We start from the raw sequence: 18,506 nt of genomic DNA on the forward strand, positions 1-18,506 counted from the left end.
CTGCCGCGGGCACCGCACTTGCCGCGACCCCTTATCATTGTTGTCTATGAAAACAAAACTTCGTATGGCATTCGGGTGGGCAATGGTCGCGCTGCTCGCACTCGTCGGGTGTGGCAAGGATGAGGCCGGCAAGGGCGACGCGGCCGGCAAGGCTGGTAAGGCTGCGGGCGAAAAACCGCTGATCGAGCTCGCGGCCACGCCGCCGGTACTCGACAAGGGCGAGTGGCAACCTGTGTCTTTCGGTGGCCTCACGTTTTTAGCGCCCGGTGGTGACGGCTGGAAAAAGTCGGATTCGGGGGGCAGCATCGAACTGCGCCAAAAATCCACCAACATAACCCTCGTGTTTCAGTCGCAGGATGGCATTCTATCGAACCAGCGCGCGGAGTACACGCCGCTGTTTATTGAGGTCAATGAACGCGATGCACCGCAGTATGCCGTGACGGCGCAGGCCAACGGCAGCGTGGCTGGCTTTCCGGCGGTTCGCATCGAAGCCACGTTTGACAACGGCAAGGCGCATACGACGCGCGACTATTTGCTGTTTGCCAAGGGGCGGGTGATTCTCGTCATGGGCCGCGTGCCTAACAAGCACGCCGACCAGCTCGTGGCCATCGTCGATTACATCGCGGCGAGCGCGAAGTAGCTCTTGCCAAAATAGTTACGGGCTGACCGGGGTCGCCGAACTGGCGTCGCCCTTGCCCTTGCTAAACAACTGCTTGATGCCGCCACCCAGCCCGATGACCGCAGTGAACGAAGAGAAGACAAAACCACCGCCTTTAATCAACATCGCCCCAACGTCAAGCAAGGATGGGCCGTACATGCTCTCGCCCCCGCCGGATTGAGCGATCAGATGCCCAAAGCCAATGGCGGCCGCGGTCGATAAGACACCAATCGCTAGGCTCATCCCAGGTGGATCCTTCTTGGCACGGTTGGCGCTCAGATCAGCTGGCGCCACGAGCCGAGTTTTCGCCTTGCTCACGCGACTTGCCGTCTTCCGCGCCGAAAGCCGTGGCGTCGTGGATTTGCGCGACTTGGGTCCAAGCACACGCGTAGCCGTCGCAAACGCTGGCTTGTCCGACCCAACGGCGCGATGGGCTGGCGCCGCTTGCTTGCGGTTAGCCTGGGCGGCAGGTGCGAGCGCAACGGTTGCGCAGACGAGACTGGTTACAATGGTTTTGAACATGGTAGGTGCCTTTACGGGAAGAGGGTTGGGTATCGCGGTAGGGGACATGTGCAAGCCGCGTTCCAATTCCACCTGGCGCAACGTGGTTTTCTAACTATATGATTGCATAAGGATAGTGCTCGGGTGTCGGCCAGCTTTGGGGGGGGCGGTATTGGCTGGCTGGGGACACCAAACCCTGTTTTGGGGCCGTTGTGGCAAGTCGCGTTTGTGTTCGCGGGGAAGGCTGTCAACATCGCCCCCTCGTCTCAACGTGCCGGGCTAGCGCGCCGAGTGCGGTCACGCGAGCGTCTGACGCGGCATGCTATGTTGGGCGCGATGAAGGGCTTTGTAAATGACGACGTCACGCTCGCGCTGCGGCGCGCGGTCGAGGCCATCGAAGGCGTCAGCGGCGTTGAAATCGTCATCGCCATTCGGCGCCAGTCGAGTGATTGGTTGCACGCGAACCTCATCGTGGGCGGCGCGGCGGCGGTGGCGACGCTGGCGTTTTTGCTGTTCTCAAGCGGCGTGTATTCCAATTGGTCGCTGCTGATCGATCCGGTGGTCGCGGGCTTGGCGGTTGGCGCATTTGTCGAGTTGGTGCCCGGGCTCAAGCGTTGGCTGTCATCGCGCTCGTGGCGGCGGCGCGTGGTGATGGCTGCGGCCAAGGCGACGTTTTACGATCGAGGTGTGCACCTGACGCAGAGCCGCGCCGGGCTGCTCGTGTATGTGTCGGTGCTCGAGCGCACCGCGGTCGTGGTAGGTGATCGCGCCGTGGTGGCGGCGGTCGCGCCCGCCGAGCTAGAGAGCTTGCGCGTCGACCTTGAGCGCGCGACCCATCACCATGGCGAGGCGATTGCGGCGGCACTCACCGCGCGGTCGGCGCTGTTTTCGGCAAGCTTGCCGAGGCATGCTCACGATGAAAATGAATTGCCCGATGTGCCGAGCAGCCTCGTTTCGCGATGGATGTTTGGAGAACGGCAATGAGCTTGTTGCGTCTGCGAGGTGCGGCACGCCGCGCGCCGTGGGTACGGTGGCTGGGCATCTTAGCGGTGCTCGGGGTGGTCGCGCTCGTGCTGTTTGGCCAGGTATCGCTTGGCGAGGCGCGGCCGGGTGGCGGCGATACCTATTCCGGCGGTGGCGGGCACGGCGATGGTGGCGGCGGAGGCGGTGGCGACGGCGGCGCGCTGATGATCGATCTGCTCATGCTCGTGCTGCACCTTTGCATCGAGGTGCCGCACATTGGCTTGCCGCTGCTAGCGGCCGGCGTGGTGGTGTTTGTGTATCTAAGCTACAAGCGCAAGGCGAACGCGGATTGGGACAGCGGGCCACCGCACACGCTTGAAAGCGCCGATGATATTTCGGCGTTGGTGCGCCTTGATGCCGGGTTCTCGCGCGTCTTGTTTGAGGATTTCGTGTTTCGCTTGTATGCGGAGGCACATCGCGCGGCGGGCGAGGGCGGCGGCGACCGCGGCGCGGCGCTGGACGCGCTGGCACCGTACGTGAGCGAGCGGGCGCGCGCGGCGTTGGCGGCGCAGGCCGCAGGCGTACCGGTGCATGCGGTCGTCATCGGCGCGATGCGCGTGGTACGCGCGCATATACCTAGCGAGCCCATAGACGAAGCTGGCGCGCCGGCGATGGCGCGGCTGGTGGTGCAATTTGAAGCCAACGTCACGCGCGGCGCGGCTGGCCGCGAGCAAACCATGTTTGTGGTCGAGACGTGGACGTTGGCGCGTGCGGCGACGGCGCAAACCAAGCCGCCGCGTGCGGACAAGATTTTTCCATGTCCCAATTGCGGCGCGCCTTGGCAGGCCGCGGCGAGCGGTGGACAAACCTGCGCCTTTTGCGGCGAGGTAGTCGACAACGGGCGGTTTGACTGGCTGGTAGAGGAGGCCTCACTCGTTAGTTCAGACGCGCGGCCGCCGACGCTGCGAGGCACGACGCCTGAGCGCGGCACCGATTTGCCGACGTATGTACAGGCGGGTTTTGAGGACCGCTTCGCCCGCCTCGTTGCCGACGACCCACAGGTCTCGTTTGCCAATATCAATGCGCGGCTCGATCTAATCTATCGCGAGCTCAACCATGCGTGGTCCGCCGGCGACCTTGCGCCAGCTCGCGGCGTGATGTCGGATGGTCTGTACGACTCGTTTCAATACTGGATGGTGGCGTATGAAGCGCAGGGCCTGCGCAATACGCTGGTCGACATGGCCATCACCAACCGGCAGCCGTGCAAGCTGATTCGCGACAAACACTACGACGCGCTGACCATCCGCATTTGGGGCAGCGGGCGAGACTTTACGATCGAGCGCGCGACTGGCAAGGTGGTTGGCGGCAGCAAGCGCACGCCGCGTGCATACAGCGAATACTGGACGCTCATACGCGCCGCGGGCCGGCGCGGCGAGCCGCAGCGCGCGCTGCAATGTGGCAACTGCGGCGCCCCGCTCAAGGTGACCATGGCCGGCGCCTGCGCGCATTGCAACGCCCACGTTACCGCCGGCGAATTTGACTGGGTGCTGTCAAAGATTGAGCAAGACGATAGCTATCGTGGGTAGCGTTAGCGGGTGTCCACGCTTCGTCTCGCCACGGCGGTCAGCGGCGCTATAGTCAGCGCCGCGCGACGACATGCTTCGCCTCAGAGCTACGGCTACTCGCGCTGCTCGTAACGCCTTGCGCTCAGGAGGAACCCCGTGTCTACGCCTGGCGCCAACGTGCCTTCGCGAAACGCTCTGATCCGAACATGTGTCGCACGCCGCTTCTGCGCGCTACCCTACCGGCAGGTAGCGCACGTTTCTTCCGCGAGCATAGATTGCAGGGCGGGGGAGTTGGCACCGAGGGATGTGGATACCACAGTGTTTTCGCGGCGCCCCGGAGGGTCGCTATCTGCGAGCAGGAAGACACGTGCGCGCACCTGCCGGTCACCCATCTATCTGCGAGCAGGAAGACACGTGCGCGCACCTGCCGGTCCTCCATCTATCTGCGAGCAGGAAGACACGTGCGCCCTCCTGCCGGTCAGCGCTCAGGTCCCGCGCACCACTAGTGCTGCAGAGGAAACGATAGGTCCGTCATGATAACGCAAGGTGCGACGCGCGGGCCGCCGCCGCTAACCTGCGCATCGCAGTCGATGATTTCGTCGGGCCGCAGGTAGTTGCGGTGTTTTTCGGCGACGTCGGCCGCTGGCACGACCTCGTAGAGAAATTTCCGATAGCGAATCATGTCGGCGGCCTGCGTGGCGCGCTGCGCCTCAAAGGCTCGCTCGAGCGCACGGATGTCGGTGGCGCGCTCGTAGCGCGGCACAAACGAATTGGGCGACAGCACATACTCGGCAACAAGGCCGAGGAGCGCCGCGCCGCTGAGCTGGGTGTAATCATAAATGTGTTGGATTTCGTGGATGACGAGAGCTTCGATCGCCGCGGCATCGGGCTGGGTGGCAAATGCCGTGCTCAGCACCACAAAATAATGTCGCTTGCTGGCGCGGCGGGCGACGTCGAGCGAGCGAAACGAGGTGCGCAACAGCGAATCGCTGCTGGTGCCCGTGCGTGCTTCGATGTGCATGTCTTCGAGGGAAGGGAATTCCTCGGCGACCACGCGATCGATGCTGGCTTGCAGTGCGGTGGCGTCGGCAACTGAGGTTACGACCGCGACATCGTCGTCGATCACGCCGCCGGGCGTCGAGAGGCTAGCCGCCTCGGCGAGCAAGGCGGCCTTCGCCTGATCGTCAATCTGCTCACCAGCTTCGGCTTCGTCAGCTGGCGGGTGCATGCAACCCGACGCGCCGGCCAGGGCACATAGCGTGCCTCCGAGGACAATTGGCCCCATCAAACGAGCGATTCGCGAGTGCATGCTGTTTGGAAAGCAAGCCGCGTGCCAGGAGCAGTGAGCAATGGCGGCAGTTGTGCCCGTAGCAAATCAAGGTCAGTACGCCTCGCCAAAAGTTAATTCTTTTACATTGTTTTGCCGCCAACGCCGCACGTTGGCGCGCTTGGCGCAGCGCTTGCAGTAGCCGTCCCTATGAGCGGAAATCGATTCTACGCGGTTATGTTTGCCTTCGCCTTGACCTGCCTCACGGCCAACGCGGAAGGCTCGCCACAGAAAAATAAGGGGTCTCTAAAAACCGGCTTTGCGCTTGCGAAAGCCAGAGCCGCCAAAGCCTGGAAATCTCCCAAATACGCCCTAAAGGAGACGATCGGTAGTCATTTGGCCGCGGTCAAGCTGGCGAGAAATGGTTCGCCGCTGCCCGAAGACGGTGCCAAAAGAGTCTTTATCCATATTGGCGGAGGAGAGGTCAGTTTTGAACAAAAGGATGGTTCCACCGTGTTTTCGAAAATGGGTGATCTGTCAATCGTGCGCGAGACCGTCCGCAGCAATATCGACGCCGCAGGCTACAAACTAGATTTCTCAGAGAGGGCGATCGAACGCGCCGACGGCAAGCGCACCAATGTATCCACCCTGATTATTCGACCGCCCGCGCGTGAGCTGCGTTTTCGCGATCTCGAGTTTCGCACCGCGCCCGACGGCGTGATCCGGTTGCGCAACACCGAAATTCCGACCGCAACCAAGAACAACCGGGCCGCCATCCTTCGCGCCGTACAACCGCTGGGGCAAGAAATGTACGACGCCGTTGAACGCGCGCTGGAATAATACGGGCGTCCAAAGTAATATGCCTGGAGTTGCAAGCATGAAATCTATTGTACCTGCGATTGGTGACGTGTTTCTGATTCCTGTTGAGGGCAAATACGCGGTTTGCAAGATTATTTGGCTTTCGATAAGAACAAAGAACGTTTTCTCATTCGTTGCGAAGCCCCAGCTGGCCGACACGCCGGAGGCATCACTTCGGATGGCAGGTGACGAAGGCCATGCGGTTGTTGAGACTTTTGCTGGGAAAGCAAAGGTGTTCTACACGGACCTGGCCAAGCTGAAGACCGGCGCATGGCGCATAGTTGGGAATTCCCCGCTATCACAAGATGAGAGTGAAGCGCTGCAGTATCATAATGTCGGAGGTAAGTTGTGCAAGGGAGATGAAGAGATAAGGCCGCTGAGTGTGGATGAAATCAAAGCCATACCAAAAATGCTCATCGCGGGATACGAGGCAATTGACAACTTCATGCGGCTAGCCTTCAAATAACGACGGCAGGGATGTCGCAACGTGTATTCAGTGTCCTTGCACGCACGCGCCAGGGAGATGCGAAATGCCTGGTCATGGATTTGTGCGGTGCTGAAGGCTGGTGATCCAGCTGCACCGTGATGCACTGTGAATCCATGGGTTGGGCCGACTCTTGGGCAGGATGCCGCATCGACTTGATGGCCAACTTCAATTGGCGGGGGTGACCAGCTATAGTGAGGCGATGGAATACTATTTGGTTGGATCCGACGAAGGCTTCAACGAGCTTGGTTTTCCGGACGTGAACACCTGGCAGAAGTACATGGGGATGCCCGCCGGGTTGTCCAAAATCTGGGTTCCCGAAACCTTGGAGTATGTGTACGGCGCGAGAAGCAAAAGACGCAAAGATTTTGATATGTCGTCGTATTGTGAGCCGCTGTTTGTAATTGGTGAGAGGGCCTTACATGCGATCGGAGAGAAGCTCGCCAAGTATGGCGAAATTCTTGAGCTAGGAAGCCCGAAGGGATTTTATTTTTTTCACTGTACCAATGTTGTCGATGCTCTTGTCGACGACGAATCTGAAATCGTTTGGCTCGATAAGGCGCAGGGCTGGATCGCGGGAATCAATCGGTTTGTCTTGAGCGGGAGCAAGCTGAAGGGGCATGGCATATTCAGGTTGCCGCAAGCAAATTTCAGGTACACGTTTTTCGGCGAGGAGTTCAAGCGACTGATTGGTAAGCATCGCCTCGCAGGGATACATTTCAACAGGCGCGAAGGTATTCGCGTAGCGTAACCCGCCTTGGGCCAGCACGAGTGCTCTGTCACAGCGAACATGAGCCGGTATGCGCCGACCTGGTCGCTGAGGCCGAGGCGCGCTGACCGAGTTTGGTGGTTCCAAATGAGGGAAGCGCAACGATGGGATCGGCGGCCAGGGCAAGCAGAGGGGCTCATGTTCGCTGTGACAGAGTACTAGGTGCGCTGGTATTTTGCATGACCTATAAATGCGGGCAAAAGGGGCGTCCGGTCGGCGGGATGGCGGCGATCGTCCACGACGTGCGGCACCCCGTATTGTTGGCCGTGCCGGCCCGTTTAGACCTGTGGTTCGCAAACAAACCCAATCCAGCCGGGCAGATTCAACGCGACGCAGGCCTTGGCTCGGGCTTGGCCATTGGTTTCAATTCCAAACCAGGAAAGCGATTCCTCGGCGCTACATGTAAGCATCCACCACTGATCGCGTCCGGGGTCGTGCGAGAAGGCCCACGTCGACGATGACTTAATATCCCAATAATTGTTTTGGCCGCCAAACGCTACCTCGGGTTGGAGGCCCGGGACTGGATCGCCAGGATCGGTCATTGTAGTGAGCCTGACCTTGGTGGGGCACTTGTAGAGCTTCAGCCCCATGCTCTGAACAATGTCGAGCGTTGCCAATGAAATTCCGGCGTCGCCAGACGCAGCAAGTAGCCGCTGCTCGAGCGATTGAGAACCTTGTTGTGACTCTGCATCGCGCTCGAGCGTCGTCCGAGCGGATTCATCGTGGTTCGCTTCACCGACATCGCTTTCATCACCGGTGGTACAGGCGGCGGCAGAGGTCAGGAGCGCTAGTGCTAACGTGTTGGAGAATTTCATGATGATAGAGACAAGTTCAATAAATATGCCAACCGTGGTCGCTAGCTCACAGTTCTGAACGCCAAGCGATTCGAGGAGTTATCCTGCGGCAATCCGCAAAGCCCCGATGATGAGCTTGCCGAGCTGGGGGGGATTCCCCCGCATGTGGCGACAAGCCACTCGTATGAAAACATCGCACCAGGGCGCACATGCGAATTTGCAGCAACGCGTTATCTGGCTTGTTTCCGGCGTCGCAAGGGGCTGGCGAGGGCTACATGACGCGGCGTCGAAGGCTGGAGCGGCCGCGCCCGCTTGGCACAAGCCATGCAATTCCCTGTTTGCAGTCTGCATGAAAATGGAAAAATCTATGACTACTTCTCCACGCAACATTCTACGACGCGCTTCTATTGGCTTGGCCACCGCCAGCATCATGCTGGTGGGGTGCATCACCGAGCCGCTCGACGACTCGCAGGAGGCACCTCCGCCGGGAGACTCCGAGCTTCGCGCCGGCGACCGACAAGACGGCCAACCCAATAACGCGGGCCCCGGCTGTAACCCAGCTGATCACGACAAGATCGGCATTTCCTACAAGGACGTCGGCAACGGCAGCGAGACCGTCCCTTATCGCATCTACAATGCCTTTCAGCTTATCTCTATGTCAAAGGCCGGCCAAGACATGAGCAAACACTACGAGCAATGTGCCGACATCGATATGAACGATCTGACGATGTTCGGGGCTCCGGAGCGAAGGTTTACCATTGGTTGGAATGCCAATCCGTTTACTGGTAGCTATGATGGTAATGGTTTTGCGATTAAAAATTTCACAAACAATATTACCAGCCCTCTCTTTGCGGGGAGCGACGAAAGTCAGGTTGGCCTATTTGGGTATATTGCTCATGCTGAATTGAGCAACATCAGTCTGGTCGATGCGACCGTTAGTGCCCCCGAGGGATGGTCGATTGGTACGCTGGTAGGGCACATGGAAGCCAGCACAGTTCATAACTGTCATAGCTCAGGCTCAGTTGAGGGGATTGGCGATGTAGGGGGATTGGTAGGCCACGCCATTGCAAAATCTCTCATAGTTGAATCAAGCGCCGCTACCCATGTGAAGTTTTACGATTACCGCGCGGGTGGACTTGTCGGTGTACTGAATGCATCCACTGTTATGAAATCAAGCGCAAGTGGAGATGTTTTCGGCGTTGACGACGGCGACAATGGCGGTGCCGGTGGGTTTGTGGGCGATACATTTGACCATTCCTCGATTGCTAATTGTTTTGCAACCGGAGATGTTAGTGGATTTGCAGGTGTGGGAGGTTTTGGCAGTAGCATGCAAAAGACGCACATCTTGAATTCCTATGCCACTGGCGATGTGCGCGGCTACTTGAGTGTTGGAGGGTTCGCTTCGTTTTTGGACGCGTCATTTTTGGCAAATGTGTATGCGACTGGAAATGTTGTGGGCGAGTGGGATTACGTTGGGGGGTTTGTGGGTGCAGTCCAAAATTCGACCATTGCTAATGGCTATGCCACAGGCGATGTGACTGGCATATACCAGACACAGGTGGGAGGATTTGCAGGCCTCATGCAAGGAGGCACCATCTCCAATGTGTTTACGCTCTCTCAATCCATACAGGGGCAAGCCGACGTAGGTGTATTTGCTGCGCTTGATAAGGGCGGGAGCACGGTAACCAACGCTTACTACTGGAGCAAGGTGGCCTGCGTGAACAACAATTGCAATACAGCTTTCGCCACCCCTGAAAGCAAGAAGTCGCGCTTTTTTAGTAAAAACAACGCGCCGCTAGACATGTGGGACTTTGTTAACATCTGGGAAGAAATCCCCGGCACCACGCCGGTTCTGAAGCAATAAACCGAGCGTTTTGGTTGAATTGGTAACGATTTTACAATCGGAAGGTTCAGCGGCAATGGCGCTAGGGGTCTCCTTGTAGGAAGCGAAACGAACCGAGTAGGTTCCCTCGTGATCTGCCGGCAAGCCTTGGGCGCCTCCACTTGCTTGGACATTAGCCCTCGGCAGCCTCTAGCCACCAGCGGCCATCAAATTTGATAGCGACAACAAAGTAAAAACCCTATGACTACTTCAAAATCAAACATCTTTCGGCGCATCTCCATCGGCTTGGCTGTCGCCAGCATCATGCTGGTGGGGTGCATCACCGAGCCGCTCGACGACTCGCAGGAGGCACCTCCGCGATCAGAAGAATCTGAGTTTCGTGCTGGCGACCCACAGAACGCCTCGGGCTCACTAGCACTCGATTGCGCAGAATCCAACGCGTGGATTGTCAATAACCACGACGGATATGCCCTCGGCAACACCCCCAATGAACTTATCCTGGCCAACGGCGAAGACTGTGCAAATTGGGAGGACGAAGGCCAAGGCATTTGTGATGCCATGAAGAACTATGGCGCGGGCGTGTGGAATTTTGACCGCTGGGCGTTCGTCTACGAAAGCGACGGGCTACTAGTTTGCGGCTGTGAGTGTGCGGGGCCTGGGTGCAACCCAGCTGACGATCACGGCAACGTCGGCATCTCATACAACGACGTGGGCGACGGCACCGAGGCCGTGCCCTATCGCATCTACAATGCCTTTCAGCTGGTTTCAATTGCAAAGGAGAACCAGGCCCTAGGCAAACACTACGAACAATGCGCCGACATCGATATGAATATTCTAAAGATGTTTGGCGCGCCGCCCCGACGCTTCACCATTGGTTCGGCTGACACCCCGTTTACGGGAAGCTATAATGGCAATAATTTTACGATTGAGAACTTTCACTATGACGCAAATAGTCCCTTGCTTGCCGGCAGTTCGGAGGATCAGGTTGGTCTGTTTGGCGTCATAGCCAATGCGCACCTAGGAAATATCAAGCTCGAAAATGCGGCAATAGCGTCCGGAATCGGTAGCGACGTCGGCACACTTGTGGGCCGCATGGATTCCAGCACCGTTTCCAACTGCCAAGCCTCAGGCAAGATCGATGGGTGGCTGACCGTAGGGGGGCTTGTTGGCCGAGCCAATGCAAACTCGCTCATTAGCAAATCCAGCGCCGCCACGCACGTGCATGTAAGAGAGACCTCGTATCGCGCCGGAGGATTTGTGGGTGCGCTATTTGCTTCGACTGTCGAAGAATCTAGCGCAAGTGGGAATGTATTTGGCCAGGGGGCGAATGAGGTTGGTGGTTTTGTGGGCGATACGTATGAAAATTCTTCGATTCGCGATTGCCTCGCCACGGGAGATGTTTTTGGAAACGAGTCAGTAGGTGGGTTTGCCGGTTCCTTCTGGAGGGAGACCAATGTTTTGAATTCCGCGGCTTCGGGTGACGTTAGTGGGTACAGCAAAGTGGGAGGGTTTGTGGGTGTAATGACGCAAGTTAGCTTGTCCAATTGCTCCTCTTCGGGAGACGTCAATGGCCACGCAGCAGTTGGAGGACTGGCGGGGTCAGTTGATCAGGTAAGCTTTGTAGCCAACTGTTTTTCTAGCGGGGATGTTGCGGGTTTCTACATTGTGGGAGGGTTTAGCGGTACCGCAGTTTCGTCTTACTTCACGCATTCAAGGGCTACGGGAGACGTAAGCGGCACCTATAATGTTGGAGGATTCGGCGGCGCTATCACCAGCTCGTTTGTGGCCAATGCATACGCTACTGGAGACGTCTGGGGCGAGGCTTCAGTTGGCGGATTCGCCGGAGAATTCGGCAATACGAACATTTCAGTTGGCTACGCAGCGGGAGAAGTGATTGGCGTATACCAGGTCGGCGGTTTCGCAGGCCATATGTCAGGCGGCAGCGCAATGTCCAATGTGTTTGCGCTCTCACAAACTATAAAGGGCCAAACCTCTGTGGGCGTACTCATTGGCCTCAATAGCAGCGGGAGCGCCGTCGCCAACTCTCACTACTGGAGTGGCGTGACCTGCGTAAACAACAATTGCAACACAAACTTCGCGACGCCGCAGAGCCAGCAGGCGCACTTCTATAGCAAAAGCAACGCACCGCTAGACATGTGGGACTTTGTCAACGTCTGGGAGGAAGTGCCCGGTAGTACGCCGGTTTTAAAGTAAGAGCGCCACGAAATCGGCAGCCGATACCAAAGATTGATGAACCACCATGACTAACATCCAACGCAGCGTTTTGAGTATCTCTTCAATGGCCTTAGCCACGGCAAGTATCTTGCTGGTGGGATGCCTATCTGACGAATTGGCGACGCGGACGGATCCGCAGCCGCTGGCTCAGCGCTCGGAAAATGCGCCCGACGATGAAAATCAGCAGGAGGGCCAGGGCGCGTCTGCTAGCGGCAGCAGTTGTGTCGATACCCTCATGAATGCGGATTTTGGTTATGGCTACGAAGTTACGCCCGATGGCCTGCTCGTGTTCTGGGAGGGGGACGTCTGCGAAAGCGTCATTGTAGACCCCAATCGGTGCGAGGTGTTGGGAGACATGCTCGGCATAGACCTTGAATGGACCGTGGTTACGCAGCACGGGCGCACGCGCTGCGGCTGCAGATGCGAGGCAAGCAAGTGCGATCCTGCGGACGATCCCACGTTGACCAGCTACAACGCCCATGGCGACGGCACACCGTCGAATCGTTATCGCGTCTATAACCCAGCGCAGCTGCGCTCGATTTCACTAGACGACGCCGCGCTAGCCATGCACTATTTGCAATGTGCGGATGTCGATTTCACCGAGTTTTATAGCGATGAAAATAAGTATTTTACTATTGGGACTGAGCCGAAGCCGTTTTTTGGGGCTTTTGATGGCAATGACTACAAGATCGAGGCTTTCGTCTACGATGTGGGTGGGCCATTTTTTGGTGGAACTCACGTCGACGAGCTGGGACTTTTTGGCAGCATGGACGGCGCAACGCTGCACAACGTAAAGTTTTACGATGCATCAGTTCGCTCGCCCCAGGGTGAGAATATTGGGACGCTGGTGGGCTTTATGCGAGCCAGCGAGGTGTCTCAGAGTCAGGGCTCTGGCGCAGTTGAGGGCAACGAAACCGTGGGGGGACTGGTTGGCCACGCCAGCGCCAACTCGCTCATCGTTGAGTCGAGCGCCGCCACCAACGTGGCGATTCACGAGTATCGCGCGGGCGGGCTCGTCGGCGCGCTGGTCGCTTCGACCGTCGCCAAGTCAAGCGCAAGTGGAAACGTCGCGGGCGACTCGGCGGACGAACTCGGTGGGTTTGTCGGAGATGTATACTCTAATGGTCTGATTCAGGACTCGTTTGCGACGGGACATGTCGCGGGCGACATAAGTGTTGGAGGGTTTAGCGGTACCATGCACGTGGGCGTCGTTTCGAGATGTCATGCGACGGGAGAGGTGGCTGCTACCGAATCTGTCGGTGGGTTTAGCGGTGGCCTGTTTGACTCAACCCTGACTAATGTGTATTCGACGGGAAGCGTGTCGGGCGAGACATGGGTGGGTGGCTTCGTAGGCGCTGCCGCTTACACGAGTATTGCCAATGGTTACTCGACGGGAAATGTCGCGGCGCAGGACTTTGTTGGTGGGTTTGCGGGCGGTGGCATTGGCGCGACGGTCTCGAGCGTTTTTAGCCTCGCACAGACCATTGAAGGCCTAACGTACGTCGGTGCCGTCGTTGGGGGCACTCAGGGAGGCACTTTCAACAATGCTTACTACTGGAGTGGGGTTAGCTGCGCAAACAATAATTGCAATACGGACTTCGCGACGCCAAAAAACCACCTGTCGTACTTCTATAGTAGTAACAATGCGCCGCTTAATTTGTGGGACTTTGTTTTCGTGTGGGAAGCAGTGCCCGGCGGCACGCCTGTTTTGAAGTGACTAGCTCGTCGCTAGCAGTTGCGGCGCCAACTCCGCCAATACCGCCGCGCGGGCTACTCGGCGGTGTCGCTATAGATGGGCGGCCACGTTTGCCATTTATACGGAACGGTGGCGGGGCGCTTGCCTGAGATGGTCGCCGGCAGCTCTCGGACGCTGCCGCGGTTGTCGGTGTGCCTGGCCCATTTTGCGTAGACCGTGGTGCCGTTGGCGAGCGTCACGCGATAGCGAAGCGGGTCGCCGACGGGTCGCTTGGTTTCCACCGCGCCAATGCTTTTGGGGCGGCGTTTCGTGCCATGGGGCGCACTAGCCAAACAGCAACATGTGGATCGCGATGGCGACGCCCATCAGGCTCTCGCCGGCGATGATGCCGGCGGCGGCGACGACGAGGAAGCGGTCGCTCCACGACTTGGCGTATTTGGTGAGGATGGCGGCGAGCAGGGCGCCAGCGAACATTTGCAGCGAGTTGTAGAACGGCAGCACGAAGGCGAGCCCGATGGCCGAGGCGCTGGGCAGATATTTATCGCCGCGCGGTATCACTTTCTCGGCGATGGCGAGCGCGATGCCGGCCAGCGCGCCGATGATTGCGGCGTGCGGCGTAAACGGCGGCAGCGCGCTAAAACCCTTGGCGAAGATTTCAGCGACGGCCTTCCACGTCGCGACCGCGGGAGCCGGCCACTCGGGCGTGATGAGCATCGTCGCCGGATCTGGCACCAAGATGAGGTAGGCCGCGCTGCCAATGAGCGCTCCCGCGAGCGCACCGAAAATTTGTGCGATGACTTGATAGCGCGCGAGTGCCCCCACCAGATAGCCGGCCTTGAGGTCGTGCATAAGGTCGGCACACTGGCTCGCGGCACCGCCGGTGACGTTCGCCGCCATGAGATTTGGCGCCACCTGACCGGGGGTTAGCGCGCCAAATAGCAGTTGCGTCACCTTGCCCATCGCGCCCACGGGCGTGACGTTGGTCTCGCCCGAGACCCGTGCGCCGACCATGGCGAGCACGAATGACATCATCACGCCCAAGAAGGCGACCGCGACGCCGATGCCGAAGACGGCGTTCTGCATGATGACCGAAAATATCGCCGCTGCCGCGAGCCCCACCAAAAACCATTTGACGGGCACGTCGCCGCGGTCAACCAGGATGCCTGCCTCGCCGACAGGCTTGCGGCGAAAGGTGGCGGCGATCGATCGCCACGAAAAAGCGAACGAGGTGAGCGAGGCGGTAACCATCATTGCCACGCCAGGCCAAAGCAGCCACTTGTTGAGTGCACCAAACCACGGCTCGCCGACCTTGCCAGGTGCGGCCCAGCCTTCGGCGAGCGCGATCGGCGACAGCACCCCATAGGCGAGCAGGCCGCCAAATAAGAGCGAGATGCCGCCGCGCAGCCCAAGCAGCGCACCGACGCCGCCCATGATCAGGCTGGGCTCAAAGCCAAAGGTGAGATTGCCGCTGGTTACCTTGCCGGCGGCGCCGAGCTGAAACGTGCCCGGGAAAAAGACTTGCTTGAGGCCCGCGACTTTTTCGGTCAGCTTGACCAATGCCGCGATGGCACCGGCAGAAAGCAAGACATAGACGCGCGCTGCCGCACCCTTACCGCCTTGGCCGTGAATCTCGCGCAGCGTCTCGGCCGCGGCGACGCCATTGGGAAACGGCAATTTCTGAATCTCGATCATCTGCCGTCGCAGGCCAATGCCGACAACAATGCCGACGAGGCAGACCGAGAGCACCCACGTCGCCAGGACCGGCCACGTAAACTGATAGCCGGTAAGCATCGTCAGCGCAGGCACGCCAGCCACCAGCCCGGCGGATGATACGGCCGCAGCCGAGGAAGCCGCGGTCTGGTTAATGTTGTTCTCGAGTAGCGTAAAGGGGCGCGCGCCAACCACCGCAAAGCCGCGCCAGGCGGCAAACGCCAATAACGCCGCCGTGACCGACATATTGTTAGACCAGCCGATTTTGAGGCCGCTGTAGATGTTGCACAGCGAGAGCAGGCCACCAATAAGCATGCCGGTGATCACCGCTCGCACGGTGATTTGGACCAAGGCGGGGTCGATCGGGGGGGCCACGGTGGTGGCCGGGGAGGCGGAGTCGCTCATCGCCGCGTTATGGCATGACATGCCTGCGCCCGCATCGAGGTGATGCGCAAAATTATTTGGGGGCTGGCGGGCGGAGGATGGAGACGACGATGGATGCCCCCAGGATCAGCACGATGACGCCGAGCGACGCGATGATGGGGATCTTGTAGATGCCCATGAGCAACATCTTGGCGCCAACGAAGAGCAGGACAAATGCCAGCCCGGTTTTAAGGTAGGCGAATTTGTGAATCATGCCGGCCAATAAGAAATAGAGCGAACGCAGCCCGAGAATGGCAAAGATGTTTGACGTGAAGACAATGAAGGGGTCGTCGGTGACGGCGTAAATGGCAGGGATCGAGTCGACCGCGAAGATGAGGTCGGTGAACTCGACCGCCACCAAGGCCATCATCAGCGGAGTCGCGACCCACTTGCCGGCTTGCCTCACCAAGAATTTGTCGCCATGAAGCTCGTCGGTGACGGGCATCAGCTTGCGAAAGGCCCGCACCAAGATGTTGGCCTTGGGGTCGAAGGTTTCATGGTTTTGCCGCAGCAGCTTGATGCCGGTGATGAACAACACGCCGCCAAAGACGTAGATCATCCAGTGGAATTTTGCGAGCAAGGCCCCACCGAGCAAGATGAAGATCGCGCGCATGACCAGCGCGCCCAGCACGCCCCAGAAGAGGACGCGATGCTGATACTGCGGCGGGATGGCAAACGCGCTGAAGATGATGACAAAGACAAAGATGTTGTCGACGGCCAGCGCCTTCTCGATGAGATAGCCCGCGGTAAATTCGAGCGCGAGCTGAGGGCCGACAAATTGATAGAGGCCGAGATTGAACAGGATCGCCAGGCCCACCCACACCACGCTCCACGCCGCGGCCTCCTTCATGGTGACCTCGTGCGCCTTGCGGTGAAAGACCCCGAGGTCGATGGCCAACATGGCAATGACAAAGGCAATAAAGCCCGCCCACATGAGGGGAGAGCCGATGGTTTCAAAAGGCATGGTGCAAGCTCCGAGAATGGGCAGGGGCTGGGTTAGTCAAAAATGTCGCCGAACATGTCAAACCACCGCTTCTTGCGGCGCGGCCGCGGGCCCGCATGGGGGCGGTCGTCATCGCCGATGTAGCCACCATGGCCGTCATCGCTGTCGTGGCGGCGGTAGCGGCGAGCGCGGTCGGCGTCGGGCGGCACGCTGCCGTCGCCGTCGCGGTCTCGGAGGCGAAGGTCGTGATCACGCGTGGGCGTGTCTTCGTCGAATTCATTGCTCGCGAGCGCGATGATCTTTTCCAGCTCGCCGCGGTCAAGCCACACCCCTCGGCACGTGCGGCAGACATCGATCATGACGCCATCGCGCGCCTTTTCGACGAGCTCGCCTTGGTCACAGCGCGGGCAATTCATGACGCCCTCCGCACGCTGACGCGGGTCGTCGCCGCTTGGCGCTGGCGCTCGAGCGTGCGCCCGATGGTGGCGGCGACGCGTTCGACGGCGAGGTCGATGGCGGCGAGTACTTCGTTGGTTTGCTCGGCCAGCGTCGCAACGCCGAGCCGAGGGCCCTTGACGACGACCTGGCACACCTTGTCGAGGCCGCCCTTGGGGCCGTTGATGTCGGTCAGCCGCAAGGTGACCTCGCGAACCTCGCGGCCAAAGCGGCTGAGATGGGCATGAATGCGCCGCTTGGCGTGGTCGCGTTGGGTTTGGGTGGCGGTAAAGCCCTTGGTGCGAATGTGAATTTCCATGGGTAGCTCCTGGGTTTGGGTTGACATGCAACGAGGTTAGCCACCGGCAAATACAAAGAAAATGTCAAAATATTTACGCATTATGTAGGTTTTTACGACATATTTAGAATTGCCATGGAATCGCTCAACTACCATCACCTGCGCTATTTCTGGGTCGTCGCGCGCGAGGGCGGCTTGGTGCCCGCAGGCAAGGTGCTGCGCCTTTCGCATCCCACGCTCAGCGCGCAAATTCATACCTTAGAAGCGCAGCTCGGCGAGCCCTTGTTTAACAAGGTGGGGCGGCGGCTCGTGCTCTCAGAAACCGGGCGCGTCGTGTTTCGCTACGCCGACGAGATCTTCAAGCTGGGTCACGAGCTCGTCGATGCAGTCGGTGGCCGCCCAGTCGGACAGCCGATGCGCCTTAACGTTGGCGCCGTCGACGCGGTGCCCAAGCTCGTCGTCAGCTTGTTGCTTAGGCCCGCGCTCAGCCTGCCCGAGCCGGTTCGTCTGATATGCCATGAAGATGCGTACGACAAGTTGCTGGCGGACCTGTCGCTGCATGCGCTCGACGTCTTGATCGCGGATGCCCCGCTGCCAACCGGCAGTAGCGTGCGCGCGTATTCTCATTTGCTCGGTGAAACCGGCATGAGCGTGTTTGGCGCGCCGCCCTTGGCCAAGGCGTATAAGCGCGGCTTCCCGCGTTCGCTGCATGGCGCGCCCATGCTCTTGCCGCTGGAGCATGTGCCGCTGCGGCGTAGCCTTGATCAGTGGTTTGCCAAACACGGGCTGGTGCCGCGCATCGTCGGCGAATTCGAAGACAGCGCGTTGCTCAAGGTCTTTGGCAGCGAGGGCGTTGGGCTGGTGGTGGCACCCAGCGCGGTGGAGCGCGAGATCGCGGCGCAGTATCGCCTGCAGCTCGTGGGCCGCATCGACGAAGTGCGCGAACGCTTCTACGCGATCACCGGCGAGCGCAAGCTCAAACACCCGGCCGTGGTGGCGCTCACCGCGGTGGCGCGCAGCGAGGTGTTTGCGCGCTAGCTGGCGGCGTTTGGCGTCTATGCCGT

18 protein-coding genes are annotated in these 18,506 nt (G+C 59.4%); 10 read left to right on the forward strand and 8 right to left on the reverse strand.

The genetic code is table 11. The features are described from left to right. Nucleotides 1-46 precede the first annotated feature (46 nt). Nucleotides 47-640: a hypothetical protein gene (locus IPL79_00955; GenBank protein ID MBK9069569.1), complete on the forward strand. Its 594-nt coding sequence runs from the start codon at nucleotides 47-49 to the stop codon at nucleotides 638-640. Nucleotides 641-655: 15 nt separating this feature from the next. Here the strand turns inward: IPL79_00955 and IPL79_00960 are convergent, their stop codons facing one another. Continuing rightward, the gene (locus IPL79_00960; GenBank protein ID MBK9069570.1) at nucleotides 656-1,180 is read right to left on the reverse strand and encodes a hypothetical protein; all 525 of its coding nucleotides are present in this window, start codon (nucleotides 1,178-1,180) and stop codon (nucleotides 656-658) included. Nucleotides 1,181-1,495: 315 nt separating this feature from the next. On the opposite strand from IPL79_00960, the gene IPL79_00965 reads away from it, so the two are divergent. Continuing rightward, nucleotides 1,496-2,143, forward strand: a complete 648-nt coding sequence (locus IPL79_00965; protein MBK9069571.1) for a hypothetical protein — start codon at nucleotides 1,496-1,498, stop codon at nucleotides 2,141-2,143. Next, the gene (locus IPL79_00970; protein MBK9069572.1) at nucleotides 2,140-3,708 is read left to right on the forward strand and encodes a TIM44-like domain-containing protein; all 1,569 of its coding nucleotides are present in this window, start codon (nucleotides 2,140-2,142) and stop codon (nucleotides 3,706-3,708) included. Before IPL79_00965 ends, IPL79_00970 begins: the two co-directional genes overlap by 4 nt. Before the next feature lie 481 nt (nucleotides 3,709-4,189). On the opposite strand, the gene IPL79_00975 is transcribed toward IPL79_00970, so the two are convergent. Next, nucleotides 4,190-4,972, reverse strand: a complete 783-nt coding sequence (locus tag IPL79_00975; protein ID MBK9069573.1) for a hypothetical protein — start codon at nucleotides 4,970-4,972, stop codon at nucleotides 4,190-4,192. A 192-nt stretch (nucleotides 4,973-5,164) separates the two neighbouring features. Between IPL79_00975 and IPL79_00980 the strand changes: the two genes are divergently transcribed. The 3 genes from IPL79_00980 to IPL79_00990 all read left to right on the forward strand — a co-directional run bounded on the left by IPL79_00980 (nucleotide 5,165) and on the right by IPL79_00990 (nucleotide 7,047). Next, nucleotides 5,165-5,794 carry a hypothetical protein gene (locus IPL79_00980; GenBank protein ID MBK9069574.1) on the forward strand — a complete coding sequence of 210 codons (630 nt, stop codon included), beginning with the start codon at nucleotides 5,165-5,167 and terminating at the stop codon, nucleotides 5,792-5,794. Between the two features lie 37 nt (nucleotides 5,795-5,831). Beyond that, on the forward strand, nucleotides 5,832-6,278 hold the full coding sequence (locus tag IPL79_00985; protein ID MBK9069575.1) for a hypothetical protein: 447 nt from the start codon (nucleotides 5,832-5,834) through the stop codon (nucleotides 6,276-6,278). 220 nt (nucleotides 6,279-6,498) lie between these two features. After that, nucleotides 6,499-7,047: a hypothetical protein gene (locus IPL79_00990; GenBank protein ID MBK9069576.1), complete on the forward strand. Its 549-nt coding sequence runs from the start codon at nucleotides 6,499-6,501 to the stop codon at nucleotides 7,045-7,047. Between the two features lie 296 nt (nucleotides 7,048-7,343). Here IPL79_00990 and IPL79_00995 read toward each other — a convergent pair whose 3' ends face one another. Continuing rightward, complete coding sequence (locus IPL79_00995) at nucleotides 7,344-7,880, reverse strand: hypothetical protein (protein ID MBK9069577.1); 537 nt, start codon at nucleotides 7,878-7,880, stop codon at nucleotides 7,344-7,346. Nucleotides 7,881-8,208: 328 nt separating this feature from the next. Here IPL79_00995 and IPL79_01000 point away from each other — a divergent pair, with 328 nt between their 5' ends. The 3 genes from IPL79_01000 to IPL79_01010 all read left to right on the forward strand — a co-directional run bounded on the left by IPL79_01000 (nucleotide 8,209) and on the right by IPL79_01010 (nucleotide 13,654). Then, a complete protein-coding gene (locus IPL79_01000; GenBank protein ID MBK9069578.1) occupies nucleotides 8,209-9,723 on the forward strand; it encodes a hypothetical protein in 1,515 nt (504 codons plus the stop codon). A gap of 219 nt (nucleotides 9,724-9,942) precedes the next feature. After that, entirely contained in the window at nucleotides 9,943-11,916 is a 1,974-nt protein-coding gene (locus IPL79_01005) for a hypothetical protein (protein MBK9069579.1), read from the forward strand. Nucleotides 11,917-12,001: 85 nt separating this feature from the next. Further along, nucleotides 12,002-13,654, forward strand: coding sequence for a hypothetical protein (locus IPL79_01010; GenBank protein MBK9069580.1), 1,653 nt, complete (start codon nucleotides 12,002-12,004; stop codon nucleotides 13,652-13,654). Between the two features lie 53 nt (nucleotides 13,655-13,707). Here IPL79_01010 and IPL79_01015 read toward each other — a convergent pair whose 3' ends face one another. The 5 genes from IPL79_01015 to IPL79_01035 are packed head-to-tail and all read right to left on the reverse strand — an operon-like array spanning nucleotide 13,708 to nucleotide 17,490. After that, nucleotides 13,708-13,914, reverse strand: a complete 207-nt coding sequence (locus IPL79_01015; protein MBK9069581.1) for a hypothetical protein — start codon at nucleotides 13,912-13,914, stop codon at nucleotides 13,708-13,710. A gap of 43 nt (nucleotides 13,915-13,957) precedes the next feature. Beyond that, on the reverse strand, nucleotides 13,958-15,748 hold the full coding sequence (locus IPL79_01020; protein ID MBK9069582.1) for an OPT/YSL family transporter: 1,791 nt from the start codon (nucleotides 15,746-15,748) through the stop codon (nucleotides 13,958-13,960). Between the two features lie 52 nt (nucleotides 15,749-15,800). Then, complete coding sequence (locus IPL79_01025; GenBank protein MBK9069583.1) at nucleotides 15,801-16,730, reverse strand: TerC family protein; 930 nt, start codon at nucleotides 16,728-16,730, stop codon at nucleotides 15,801-15,803. A gap of 32 nt (nucleotides 16,731-16,762) precedes the next feature. Continuing rightward, nucleotides 16,763-17,125, reverse strand: coding sequence for a zf-TFIIB domain-containing protein (locus IPL79_01030; protein ID MBK9069584.1), 363 nt, complete (start codon nucleotides 17,123-17,125; stop codon nucleotides 16,763-16,765). Continuing rightward, complete coding sequence (locus IPL79_01035) at nucleotides 17,122-17,490, reverse strand: HPF/RaiA family ribosome-associated protein (protein MBK9069585.1); 369 nt, start codon at nucleotides 17,488-17,490, stop codon at nucleotides 17,122-17,124. The genes IPL79_01030 and IPL79_01035 overlap by 4 nt, the downstream gene beginning before the upstream one ends. An 87-nt stretch (nucleotides 17,491-17,577) precedes the next feature. Between IPL79_01035 and nhaR the strand changes: the two genes are divergently transcribed. Then, on the forward strand, nucleotides 17,578-18,480 hold the full coding sequence (nhaR, locus tag IPL79_01040; protein MBK9069586.1) for a transcriptional activator NhaR: 903 nt from the start codon (nucleotides 17,578-17,580) through the stop codon (nucleotides 18,478-18,480). Nucleotides 18,481-18,506: the final 26 nt, after the last annotated feature.

It is taken from the genome of Myxococcales bacterium (genome assembly GCA_016716835.1).
Classification (GTDB): Bacteria; Myxococcota_A; Polyangia; order Haliangiales; family Haliangiaceae; genus JADJUW01.